We start from the raw sequence: 11,899 nt of genomic DNA, 5'->3' as shown, positions 1-11,899 counted from the left end.
CACGATGCGGATTCTGATCCTCGGCGGGACCGGCGAGGCGAGCACCCTGGTCCGGTCGCTCGCTGGTCGGGCGGATCTGTCCGTGACGCTCTCGCTGGCCGGCCGGACGGCCGCGCCGAAGCCCGAGCCCGTGCCGACCCGGATCGGCGGATTCGGCGGGATCGAGGGCCTCGCCGACTACCTGAAAGCCGACGCGATCGATTGCCTGATCGACGCGACCCATCCCTTCGCCGCGACGATGTCGCACCATGCGGCGTGCGCAGCCGCCCTGACGGCTGTGCCGCTCCTCGCGATCCGCAGACCGGCCTGGACGCGCGAGCCGGGCGACCTCTGGATCGAGGTCGACCGGATGGATGAGGCGGTCGCCGCCCTCGGATCCGCGCCGCGGCGCGTGTTCCTGACGATCGGCCGGCAGGAGGCCGGGGTCTTCGCGGCGGCCCCCCAACACACCTATCTGGCGCGCACGGTCGAGCCGTTGGGCGGAATCCTGCCGGTGCCGCACCTCACCGCCCTGGAAGCCCGCGGGCCCTTCGATGTCGCGTCGGAGGCTGCGCTCATGCGCACGAGCGGCATCGAGATTCTCGTCAGCAAGAATGCCGGCGGGGCGGCGACCTACGGCAAGATCGCGGCGGCGCGCACCCTCGGAATCCCCGTCGTCATGGTGCGCCGGCCGGGCAAGCCCGACGTGCCGAGCGTCCCGGACGCTGCGGGCGCCCTCCGCTGGCTGGAGGCGGGCGATCACGCCGGTTCCTCAACCTTGCGGGCCGTGTAGACGAAGGGTGTCCGGCCGGCGCGCGGGATCAGCCGCGTCGTCGAGGCGCCCAGGATGACCATCGTGGCCATGTCGGCCGGCACGTCGCGCGCCTCGGCGAGGGTCGCGACCCGGATCGCCTCGTCCGGCCGGCTGATGGCGCGGGCGAACATCACCGGCGTGTGGGGCGCGCGGATCCCGGACGCGATCTCCAGAGCCGCCCCGAGCTGCCAGGGCCTGGCGGCGGAGATCGGATTATAGAGCGCGATCACGAAGTCGGCGCGCAGCACCGCCTCCAGCCGCGCGGTCACCACCGGCCAGGGCTTCAGGTTGTCCGAGAGCGACAGCGCGCAGAAATCGCCGCCGAGGGGCGCGCCCAGCCGGGCAGCGGCGGCCAGCATGGCGGTGACGCCCGGCTCCACGGTGATCGCGAGGTCGCGCCAGTCAGGCTCGCCCTGCTCCACCGCCTCGAACACTGCCGCCGCCATGGCGAAGACCCCCGGATCGCCGCCGGAGACGACCGCGACCCGTCGTCCGGAGGCGGCGAGCTGCAGCGCGTGGCGCGCCCGGTCGACCTCCACCCGATTGTCGCTGGCATGCCGGACCAGGCCGGGTCGCTCGGGCACACGGGCGACATAGGGGAAGTAGCCGACGACATCCTCCGCCGCATCCAGCGCCCGGCGGGCGGACTCGGTCAGCAACGCGGCATCGCCCGGGCCGAGGCCGACGACGGCAAGGCTTCCGCTCACGGCCGCCGTCCCTCTCCGGGCAGAAGGACCATGGAGAAGTAGGGTGCGTCGTCGTCGGCCTTGTCGGCCAGCATCACCACCCGCTCGCCCGCCATGGTGCCGCGCTCCACGTAGACCGCACGGGCGAGCAGCCCGGCGGCCGACAGAGCGGCGCGCACCTTCGGCAGATGGCGCCCAAGCTTCATCACGACGGCGGCGTCGGTGCCGCGCAGGCGCTCCGTCAGGGCTTCGAGCGAGAGGGTCGCCGGCAGGACGGTGAGGACGTCGTCGCCCCAGGTGATCGGCGTGCCGGCCCGAGTCCAGCAACCCGACATCCCGGTGACGCCCGGAATCACCTCCACGGGGAAGCGGTCCTTCAGGCGCCGCCACAGGTGCATGAACGAGCCGTAGAAGAACGGGTCGCCCTCCGACAGGATCGCGACGTCGCGCCCGGCGCCGAGGTGGTCGGCGAGTTTACCGGCCGCCTCGTCGTAGAAGCCCGCCAGCGCGGTGACGTATTCCGGATGCTCGGGGTGAATCTCGGTGGTGTAGGGATAGGCCAGTGCCATCTCGCGGGCCGGATCGCGCAGGATCGCGTCCGCGATGGTGCGGGCGTTGCCCCGCCGGCCGCGCTTGCAGAAATGCACCAGCACCGGCGCGCGCATCAGGATGCGCTGCGCCTTCACGGTCAGCAGATCCGGATCGCCCGGGCCCATGCCGACCCCGTAGAGCGTTCCCGTCATCGCCGCCGCGGACAGCTCCTCGGTCGGGCCGTCGAGGCGTTCGAAACCGTCCATCACTCGACCTCGCTGGCGAGCGCGTTGATAGCGGCGGCCGTCATGGCGCTGCCGCCGCGCCGCCCGTGCACGACCACAAACGGCACGCGGCCGTCCCGGGCCAGCGCCTCCTTCGATTCGGCTGCGCCGACGAAACCCACCGGGATGCCGATCACCGCGGCCGGAGGTGCGACGCCGGCGTCGAGCAGCTCCAGAAGGCGGAACAGGGCGGTCGGCGCGTTGCCCACCGCCACGACGCTGCCCGGCAGGCGTTCGCGCCACAGCTCCATGGCGGCTGCGGACCGCGTTGTGCCGAGGCTCCGGGCGAGCTCCGGCACGCGGGGATCGCCGAGCGTGCAGACCACGTCGTTATCGGCGGGCAGCCGTGCCCGGGTGACGCCGTCGGCGACCATGCGGACATCGCACAGGATCGGCGCGCCGGCCTTCAGGGCCGCGATGCCCGCTTCGGCGAAGCCCGGCGACATCTCCACGTCGGTCGGCAGGTCGGTCATCCCGCAGGCGTGAATCATGCGCACGACGACGCGCTCGGCGGCGCCCGACCAGCGTCCGAGATCCGCCTCGGCGCGGATCATCGCGAAGGAGCGCGCGTAGATCGCGCCGCCGTCGCGGATATAATCATAGCGGGACGGGGATTCGTGGGCCGCGGCCGGCTCCGATCCTGTCTGGCGCAGGGCGTTCTGGCTCGCGCTCATGCCGGTCTCCTGGTCCTCCCGCTGTCCGTCCAGGTCGTCTCCGGCGCGAAGGCGGCGGACAGCCCGACGATCTTGGCTCTTCCTAACCGCTCCAGCACGGCCTCGATAGGGAGATGCATCGCCGGCTCATCGGCGGTGGCACCGCCGATCACCACGCCGTACAGACCATCGCGACCGACGAGGGTCAGGTCGGCCGGGCCCGGTCGGGCGCATCCCTTGGCGCATCCCGAGACGTGCGCGGCGCGGCCCGACGCCGCCAGGGGAGCGAACGCCGCCGCGAGGCGCGCCGCATCGGTGAGGGTCCGGGTCGACCCGGAGGCGCAGCCCGGGGCACCCGTGCAGGCATCGATCGCCCGCCGCGGGTCGTCGGCGGCAACGATGAAGTCCACCGACAGGGCCTCTCGCACCGCCGCTGCCGGGACGTCCGGGGGGCCCAGGAGCATGAAGCCGCGGGTCGGCGAGAGTCGAAGCTCGTCCGCGCCGAGCGTGACCGCGGCATCCGCGAGCCTGTCGAGGGCGTCGGCCGTACAGCGACCGAAGGGCGCATCGATGGCGAGGATCTGAAGGTCCTGTCCGCCTCGTGGCTGCCGGGCTTGGCCGGGCCATACGCTTTCGCCTCCGCGCGCTGCGACGCGTGGTCGCTCTCCGGTCCGCAGCGCCTCCGTCAGCGTCGCCCTTTCGTCTTCCGACAGATCGCGCATCCGGCGCCGGCCGGTCCGCGCGAAGGCGGTGAGCACGGCGGCCACCACGTCGGGCGCTTCCCGTTCCCCGCAGGTCAGAAGATCCTGTCGCCCCTCGCCGCAAGCGATCGTGATCGCAACGCGGCCGGGTGCGTCAGCGATCACGGCGCAATCGGCCTCCGCGGTCACCCGATCGACGCGTCCCTCGATCACGACCAGGGTCTTGGCCGGCAGGCCGGGAATCGTCAGCCCCGCCGCTTCGACGGCACGGGCCAGTCCCGGCACGTCGATGGCCTCCTCCGGATCGCAGCCCGCCAGCGGGCTCGTGAGTGTCAAGCGCTGAGGCCCGCCATCGGCCCGCACGTCGCCGAGGCCCTGGGCCGAGAGCCACGCGGCAAGGGAAGCCTGCGTCGCCTCGGTGACGCCCCGGATCTGGAGATTGGCCCGCGCGGTGAGATCCAGGTGCCCGTTCCCGAAGCGTCGGGCGCCTTCCGCCACGGCGCGGGCCTGACCGAGCGTCAGGACGCCCAGGGGCGGGTGTACCCGCGCCAGCAAGCCGTCGCCCGTGGGCATCGGCCGGGTCAGGCCGGGGCACCAGCCCCGACGGCTGGCCGCCTCGGGCAGCGCACGTCCATGCAGGCGCGGAGCGACGCTCATTCGGCGGCCTCGTGCAGCAAGGCGTCGGCCGGAAGAGCGTTGCGCCGGCTGTGCCAGAGTCCCCGGTCCCGGGCGGCGTCGAACCGTTCCAGGATCGCCCGGGTGGCCGCGGGGTTGGCGGCCCGCAGGCGCTCGAACACCTCGGTATCGGCGATCCAGGCGGCGTAAAGCGTCTCGAAGCCGGCATCGGACACCGCATCGCTGGCGGCGGCGAGGACGAAAACCGCATCGAGCCCCTGAGCCAGTTCCTGCGCGCCGCGATAGCCGTGACGGAGCTGGGCGGCGATCCAGCGGGGATCGGCGAGGCGGCCTCGGATCAGGCGGGCCGCGTCCTCCCGGGCGGTTCGGGCTTTCGGTCGCTCCGGCTGCGAGACGTCGAGGCTGTAGAGCGCGGGGCTTGCCCCCTCCAAGGCAGCGGCGGCCGCGAAGCCGCCCATCGCGTCCACAGCGGCATCCCCGTCGAACAGATCGCGCTCGGCCACGTCGAAGGCGTGGAGATAGGCGTCGGCTCCCGCCACCCGGGCGGAGAAGTCCGCATCCGGCGCCTCGCGGTCGCCATAGGCGTGCGTGCTGGCCGCAAGATAGGCGCGACCGAGATCGGCGCGGCCATCCCATGTGCCGTCGAGGGCCGTCGCGGCGGTACCGGCGCCGTAGCGGCCCGGCGCGGCGCCGTAGACCCGCACGGCCGTCTCGCCCCGTCGGCGGGCCGCCGCCAGCGGGTTCTCGTCGTCGGCCTCGTCCCTGTCGGCTACGGCGCGGGTCGCCCGGTCGAGCAGCGCCAGGGTCTCCGGGAACGTGTCGCGGAACGCCCCGGAGACCCGCACGGTGACGTCGATCCGGGGCCGGTCGAGCATGGCCAGCGGAAGGATCTCGAAACCGGTGACGCGGGTGCTGGCATGGTCCCAGACCGGCCGCACGCCCATGAGGGCGAGGGCATGCGCCACATCCTCGCCGCCGGTGCGCAGTGTCGGCGAGGCCCAGAGATCCATGACGATCCGGGCCGGATAGGCACCCTCGTCCTGAAGGTAGCGGGTCACCACGGCGGCGGCGGCCCTCTCACCGAGGAGCGCGGCGGCGCGGCTCGGGATGGCCCGCGGGTCCAGGGTCGCGAGGTTGCGTCCGGTGGGGAGCACGTCGCTGCGCCCGCGGGACGGCGAGCCGGAGGGCCCCGGCCGGACGAATCGGGCGTCGAGGGCTGCGAGCAGCCCGGCCCGCTCGGCGGCCGCGCTTGCCAGCACCGCCTCCGCGGCCTCGCCCGGGGCTCGGGCGAAGACGTGGAGACCGTCGCGGAAGACGGTCTCGCCGAGGTCGCAGAGATGCGCGTCCAGCCGGGTCAGCGCCTCGTCCATCGGCGTGTCCGGGCCGATGCCGGCGCCGTCCAGCAATCCGGCGGCCTCGGCCTCCTCGAGGATGGCGCGGGCCACCAGTTCGGCGCGGCGGGGATCGAGCACGCTCGCGGCGGCGTATTCCTCCACCAACTCGCGCAGGCGTGCGGCCTCCGGCTTCAGCGCGTGGACGGCGACGTCCGGCGTCAGGTGACCGAGCGCGACGCCGCCGAGGCGCCGCTTGACCGGCGCGGCCTCGCCCGGATCATCGACGATGAAGGGATAGACCACCGGCAGGCCGCCGACGCACAGTGCCGGCAAGCAGGTGGGGGACAGGGCCACGGCTTTGCCGGGCAGCCACTCGGTTGTCCCGTGCGTACCGAGCTGCACCAGAACGTCGAAGTGCTGCTGCAGGCCGAGATGGAACGCCAGATAGGCATGGGTCGGAGCCCGGTCGAGATCGTGGTAGCCGGCCTTGCGATCGGGATCGCGCCCGCGGTCCGGTTGAAGGAAGACGGCGAGCCGACCGCGGTCACGGATCGCCCCATCGCCGATGCGATCCGGAGCGGCGCTCCGATCGGATGCGGTCGTGCCCGTCAGCATCCGGAACCGGAAGGCGCCGTCGACGCAGGCCGGATCCGATTCGGCCTCGCCCCAGACGGCGGTGATCGAGGCGCGGGTCTCTTCGGGAAGGGTGTTCCACCAGGCCTGGTAGGCGGGGAGGGGCACGCGGAACGCGGCCGGACCCTCCGTGAGATCCGCCATCAGCGTGCCGGCTTCCGGAAGCGCCCCCGTCGCGTAGCCCGCGGCGGCGAGGTCGGCGGCGATGGCGCGGGCGCTCTCGGGCGTGTCGAGACCGACGGCGAAACCGGCCCGGCCGCCCCGGGCCGGATAGTCGGACAGGACCAGGGCCACGCGGCGCGCCGGCCGGGGCAGGGCGGCCAGCCGCAGCCATCCCGCGGCCCGGTCTGCCAGGGCGGCAATGCCTGCGGGGTAGGGCACCGCCCGCCGCTGGGTGAAGCCGGCGACCTCCGGGCTTTCCTCCTTGAAGGAGATCGGAAAGCCCGAGAGCCGGCCGTCGAATTCCGGCAGCGCGATCTGCATGGCGAGATCGGATGCGCCGAGGCCGCGGGCCGACGCCTCCCAGGCCGCGCGCGGTGACCCTACCGTGAACGCCTGAATGACCGGGCAGCCGGCGCCGTCGAGAACGAAGTCGGTGCCGTCCTCACGCGCGGAGAACGCCGTGGCTGCGATGACGAGGTCGGGTCTGCGCGCCCGCACCGCATCGGCGACCGCCGCGGCGGCCTCGGGCTCCTTCAGGCTCGACACGACCATCGGCAGCGCCCCGATCCCGCGGGCGCGCAGCGCGGCTGAGAGTGCGACGAACGGCTCGGTGTCGCCGCCGAGCACGGCGGAGCGATAGATCAGAAGCAGGGCCAGCGGATGGGCAGGCGACGGCGCGCCGTCGAGCGGGATCGCCGTTTCAGCTGCGGCAATGGCTGTTTCGAGGGGAAGAGCGCCGCAACCCGGACACCAGGGAAAGCCGCGGGGCAGGGGCTGCGGAGGCTCGACCGCCCCCTCGGCGCCCAGCCGGATGGCCAGGGATCGCAGCATCCGCCGGAGATTGCCGGGACCGCCGGCACGGAAATAGGCGTCGAGTTCCCCGGCGAGGGCGGGATCGGTGGAGAACGGCGCGAGACGGGGGTCCGGCCGGTCGTCGCCCGGCAGGACCGCGAGCACGACGCCGTGCGCCCGCGCGGTTTCGGCGCAGCGCTCGATCCCGTAGCGCCAGTAATCCAGTCCGCCCAGGCAACGGATCACCACGACCTTGGCGTGCGCCACGACGCGTTCGACGTAGAGGTCGACCGACAGCGGATGCCGCAGCTTGGCGAGCTTCGCGAGCCGGAGACTCGGCAGACCGGGCTCTGCGGCGTGGGCCTGGCCGACCGCCGCGAGGTCGCTGTCGGTGAACGACAGCACAACCAGATCGCCGGGCTCCTGCCCGAGATCCACCGCCGCCTCACCCTCGTCGAGCGAGACGGTATCGATGCGCACGAGATGCATCGACGGCCCCTAGACCGCGGCCGCGCGCACCGGCGCGCCGCCGTCAGCCGCGCAGGCGCGCGCGGCGGCCGTCATCCCGCGAGGGCCGCAGCGACGGCGCGCTGGTCGAACCCCTTGAGGCCGATCACCACGAGGTTGCCGTCCCGGGCCTCTCCGGACTTCCACGGCCGGTCGAAATGGTGGGCCACGCGCCGGCCGACCCCCTGCACCACGAGGCGCATCGCCTTGCCCTCGACCTCGGCGAAACCCTTGATCCGCAGGACGCCCGGGATCTCGGCTGCCTTCTCGACCCGGGCCGCCAGATCGCCCGCCGTGATCGCGGGGCGGACGGGCAGCGCCACGGTCTCGAAGTCGTCGTGGTCGTGATCCTCGCCCTCGCCGTGATGCGACGGGCGGGAATCGAGATCGTCCTCGGCGGCCGCCGCGAGGCCGAGCAGCACCCGCGGGTCGATGACGCCGTTCTCGGTCTCCACCACCTTCACGGCCCGGGGCAGGTGGCTTTCCACCTCGGCACGTACCCGAGCGCGGGTCGGGGCATCGATGAGGTCGGCCTTGTTGAGGACCACGAGGTCGGCGCAGAGGAGTTGGTCCTCGAAGACCTCTTCCAGCGGATTGTCGTGATCGACCGATTGGTCCGCGGCCCGCTGGGCGGCCAGTGCCTCCGGATCGTCCGCGAAGACGCCGGCGGCGACGGCCGGGCCGTCGACCACTGCGACGACCCCGTCGACGGTGACCCGCGAGCGGATCGCCGGCCACTGGAACGCCTGAACCAACGGCTTCGGCAGCGCGAGGCCCGAGGTCTCGATCAGGATGTGCTCCGGCGGCTCGGCGCGGCCGAGGAGAGTCTCCAGCGCCGGAACGAAATCGTCCGCGACCGTGCAGCAGATGCAGCCATTCGGCAGCTCGACGATAGCTTCTTCGGTGCAGCCTTCGACCCCGCAGGCGGCGAGGAAGGACTTGTCGAAGCCGACGTCGCCGAACTCGTTGACCAGAATGGCGAGGCGGCGCCCCCTGGCGTTCTCGACCACGTGGCGGACCAATGTCGTCTTGCCGGCTCCGAGGAAGCCCGTGACGATGGTGCAGGGGATCTTGTTCACGATGGTCATTCCGCGGCCTCCAGGGTGCCGGCGGGGAGCGGGCGGGGTTCAGGGAACGGGGGGATGCGGGCGATCACGCCCTTGCGGAAGGCCTCCGGACGCTCGCGCCAGGGCACGATGCCGTCCGAGGTCGCCGCATAGGCCGCGAGTCCGGCGAGGATGGTCTCCGCCGAGGCGGCCGGATCCATGTCGCCGTAGACGTAGGTCCAGCGGTCGGCCGAGGCGACCGCCACGGTGCAGGGCCGCTTGCAGACCGACAGGCATTCCACCGCCTCGACCCGCAGGTCCGGGGTGCCGGCGCTCCGGGCCTGAAGCGCCTCCAGAAGGCGTGATCCGGCGCGCGGTCCATCCGGATCGTCGTCCGGACGGCGGCAGGTCGTGCAGACGTACAGGACGGTCTCAGGCACGGGCCGTTCCCCGTTGCGTGTCGCGGGAAAACGCCTGCCACGCCCAGCCGAGCCCCAACCCGATCAGGATCCAGAAGACGAAGCTGATCGCCAGCGACCGGGCGGCGAACTGTGCGGCCAGTGCGGCCGGAAGCTCCGACGCGCCCTCCGGTGCCTGCGGGGCGCCGACGACGTGGGGGGTTATGATCAGGACGAGGCCACCCAGGATCGTGATCAGAGCACGGCGGATCGTGATCAGGTAGAGTCCCATTCCGGTCGCCGCCGCGGTCATCACCCACCAGGCCTGCCGCGCGGCCAGCGGTGCAGCGGCGCTGCCGGGCAGTTCCGGCGGCAGGCCGAGGCCCGGCGCGAGGGCGACGCTGGCGAAGCCCGCCACCGCGAAGGCGAGACCGACCTGCGGCGTCGGCTCGCGGCCGCAGGCGAGCATCACCGCGCCGAGCAGCAGGGCGTAGCCGACGCCGCCGACGAGGGTCGCAAGACCGGTGAAGGCCATCCGCGGCAGTCCGGGGCCGGGCTGCCATTCCGGTGCCGCGTCGGGTGCGGCGTGGTCATGCCCGGCATGGGCGAGCACGATCGGAAGGGCCTTCGCGGCCTGATGCGAGGGTTCCTGCTGCTCGTAGCGCTCGGCCGCGACGATCAGCGGCGAGGTCAGCGTGAGTTCGAGGCCCGTCACAACGGCAGCCGCGAAGAAGCCGGCGGCCAGGGCCGCCGACAGAAGCCGAATGATCATCCCTGCGCCGAGGGCGTCAGTGACAGGGGAAGTTCTGGGTATGGCGGAAGTCGTGCGCCGCGTTGTGGAACGCGATCGCCGGCGAGAAACCCGCCATGAACAGCAGGCCGAGGCCCAGCATGGCCGCGAGCGCGACGGCGACCGGACGCTCCGACGAGCGGGTACCGGCGGCGACGGGGGCGAGGGTCTGAGCGATCATCGTCGAGTGTCTCCAGCCGCCCCACCGGCGGCATTGCGGGATCCTGTTGCGACGGCAGGTCTCCTGGCTCGCGGCTCGGCGCGCCCACCGCCTTCCCGGATCGCTCCGGTGGCGCTTGGCAGGCGCTCGCCGCTCACAGTTGCGGGGGCAGCCGCGGAATCGGGGCGAAGCCCCTCACCGCATTCCCTTTTCACCCCGTTGCCGGGGCACCGTCACCGGCACGTTGTAGACGCATGCCGGCGACGACACAACGGAGCGGCGCCAGATCCGTTCGGATTCCCGTGCGTCCCTTCGCGGGTGGCCGGGCTTGACGTCCGCGCCCCGATGCGGGCACCGCCGCACCGGATGCCCGGCCGGCCCGGCATGGGCGCCTCCGCTCAGTTCTCGGAGACCCGATGGCCCTCGCAGACGATCCGAGCCCGGTCCTCGTCGATCTCGCCACCGGCCGCGCCCCCCGGATCGTACAGGACGAAGGCACCGCCTGGCTCGAGATCGATCTGGACGGTCGCTTTCCGATCCGCGCGGTCGCGCTGCGACCCGTACAGGATGCTGTCGCGCCCGAGGTCGGCGATGTGGCCGTCGAGGTCTCGCAGGACGGCGTCACGTGGTCCGCGCCCGACATCGTCGGCTGGACCGCCAAGCCGGGCGCCCTCGTGGCCGCCATCGGAGCCGACGAGCTGGTCTGGGCGCGTCTCGTGCGGATCGCGGTGCCGGATCCGGCGCTCGTCGCAGGCGTCGACATCCGCGCCGATGAAGCCGCCATCGACCTCATCGCCCTGCGGGCGCTCCTCGGGCTCGACATCACGCTCCTGAACGAGAAGCCCGACGCTAACGTCTACGTCACCTACAATCTCGAAGCCGCGCCTGGCCGGGCAAGCCGCAACCTCGTCGGCCTGTCGCTGTTCGAGAACGGCGCCTTCGGCAATTGCCTCGTGCAATACATCATCGCCGTCTCGATCGCGAAGGCGCTCAACCTGAAATACATCAAGGTCCCGAAGGTCGACCGCAGCAAGGTGATCTTTCTGACCGAGAGGCTGACCTGCGACGGCATCACGTTCATTCCGCCGGACGAGCCGCTTCCGCCGGACGGCTACTTCCTGTCCGGCTTGTATTTCGATCCGACGCAGTTCGAGCGGGTGACGGCGCTGCAGGGCCCGATCGACTCGCGCGCGATCGTTCAGGATGTGATCCGGCCCCTGTTCAACGGCCTGCCGCGGACATTTGCGGCCAAGCCCGACGATCAACTCCTGATCCATATCCGGTCGGGCGACATCTTCAGCACCTGGGTCGACCCGCACTATCCGCAGCCGCCCTTCGCCTTCTACCGGATGGTCATCGACCGGCTGCAGGCCGAGGGCCGCATCCGTTCCGTCAAGCTCGTCTTCGAGAACCGGCTGAACCCGGTCATTGCAGAAGTGGAAGCCTATGCGGCGCAGCGCGGCCTACCCGTGGAGATCCAGAGCGAATCGCTGATCTCCGATGTCGCCGCTCTGGTGAACGGCCGCTACCTCGTCTTCGGGCTCGGAACCTTTGGGCCGGCGATCTGCCACCTCTCGGAGCGCGTCGAGCAGGTGTTCTACTTCGCGTCCAATTGGCCGCAGGGCTTCCAGTCGATTCCCACGATCGGGAAAGTGGTCGAGGTTCGTGATCGCGAAGGCCGGTACATGAAAGTCGGCGAGTGGCAGAATACCGACGCTCAGCGCCGGAGCATGGTGGAGTACCCGGCCGAAGCTCTCGCCTTCGACGATGTCTGATCGGTCGCGCCGGTCACG

The 11,899-nt window shown here is 72.1% G+C and carries 11 protein-coding genes and 1 riboswitch; of the genes, 2 read left to right on the top strand and 9 right to left on the bottom strand.

The features are described from left to right. Positions 1 to 4: 4 nt before the first annotated feature. Positions 5 to 772, top strand: coding sequence for a cobalt-precorrin-6A reductase (locus tag P9K36_RS17790; RefSeq protein WP_278305606.1), 768 nt, complete (start codon positions 5 to 7; stop codon positions 770 to 772). Here the strand turns inward: P9K36_RS17790 and cobJ are convergent. From cobJ to P9K36_RS17745, 9 genes are all read right to left on the bottom strand, one after another. Then, positions 739 to 1,500, bottom strand: a complete 762-nt coding sequence (gene cobJ, locus P9K36_RS17785; RefSeq protein ID WP_043345289.1) for a precorrin-3B C(17)-methyltransferase — start codon at positions 1,498 to 1,500, stop codon at positions 739 to 741. The genes P9K36_RS17790 and cobJ overlap by 34 nt on opposite strands. Next, a complete protein-coding gene (locus P9K36_RS17780; RefSeq protein WP_043758383.1) occupies positions 1,497 to 2,276 on the bottom strand; it encodes a precorrin-2 C(20)-methyltransferase in 780 nt (259 codons plus the stop codon). Before P9K36_RS17780 ends, cobJ begins: the two co-directional genes overlap by 4 nt. Beyond that, positions 2,276 to 2,848: a precorrin-8X methylmutase gene (locus P9K36_RS17775; RefSeq protein ID WP_278307298.1), complete on the bottom strand. Its 573-nt coding sequence runs from the start codon at positions 2,846 to 2,848 to the stop codon at positions 2,276 to 2,278. The genes P9K36_RS17780 and P9K36_RS17775 overlap by 1 nt, the downstream gene beginning before the upstream one ends. A 116-nt stretch (positions 2,849 to 2,964) precedes the next feature. Further along, entirely contained in the window at positions 2,965 to 4,305 is a 1,341-nt protein-coding gene (cobG, locus tag P9K36_RS17770) for a precorrin-3B synthase (protein WP_278305605.1), read from the bottom strand. Beyond that, positions 4,302 to 7,694, bottom strand: coding sequence for a cobaltochelatase subunit CobN (gene cobN / locus P9K36_RS17765; protein ID WP_278305604.1), 3,393 nt, complete (start codon positions 7,692 to 7,694; stop codon positions 4,302 to 4,304). Before cobN ends, cobG begins: the two co-directional genes overlap by 4 nt. Before the next feature lie 71 nt (positions 7,695 to 7,765). Next, on the bottom strand, positions 7,766 to 8,800 hold the full coding sequence (cobW, locus tag P9K36_RS17760) for a cobalamin biosynthesis protein CobW (protein ID WP_278305603.1): 1,035 nt from the start codon (positions 8,798 to 8,800) through the stop codon (positions 7,766 to 7,768). Beyond that, positions 8,797 to 9,198: a DUF1636 domain-containing protein gene (locus P9K36_RS17755; RefSeq protein WP_278305602.1), complete on the bottom strand. Its 402-nt coding sequence runs from the start codon at positions 9,196 to 9,198 to the stop codon at positions 8,797 to 8,799. The genes cobW and P9K36_RS17755 overlap by 4 nt, the downstream gene beginning before the upstream one ends. Beyond that, positions 9,191 to 9,928, bottom strand: a complete 738-nt coding sequence (locus tag P9K36_RS17750; protein WP_278305601.1) for a CbtA family protein — start codon at positions 9,926 to 9,928, stop codon at positions 9,191 to 9,193. The genes P9K36_RS17755 and P9K36_RS17750 overlap by 8 nt, the downstream gene beginning before the upstream one ends. A gap of 16 nt (positions 9,929 to 9,944) precedes the next feature. Then, positions 9,945 to 10,127 (bottom strand): CbtB domain-containing protein, encoded by a 183-nt coding sequence (locus tag P9K36_RS17745; protein WP_278305600.1) that lies wholly within the window; start codon positions 10,125 to 10,127, stop codon positions 9,945 to 9,947. Positions 10,128 to 10,162: 35 nt separating this feature from the next. Then, positions 10,163 to 10,356: riboswitch (cobalamin riboswitch) on the bottom strand. 166 nt (positions 10,357 to 10,522) lie between these two features. On the opposite strand from P9K36_RS17745, the gene P9K36_RS17740 reads away from it, so the two are divergent. Continuing rightward, a complete protein-coding gene (locus tag P9K36_RS17740; RefSeq protein ID WP_278305599.1) occupies positions 10,523 to 11,881 on the top strand; it encodes a discoidin domain-containing protein in 1,359 nt (452 codons plus the stop codon). Positions 11,882 to 11,899 lie beyond the last annotated feature (18 nt).

Origin of the sequence: Methylobacterium sp. 391_Methyba4 (assembly GCF_029691625.1) — a bacterium.
Lineage (GTDB): Bacteria > Pseudomonadota > Alphaproteobacteria > Rhizobiales > Beijerinckiaceae > Methylobacterium > Methylobacterium fujisawaense.
Note: the sequence above shows the minus strand (reverse complement) of the source record. Positions and strands in the feature narration are given on the sequence as shown.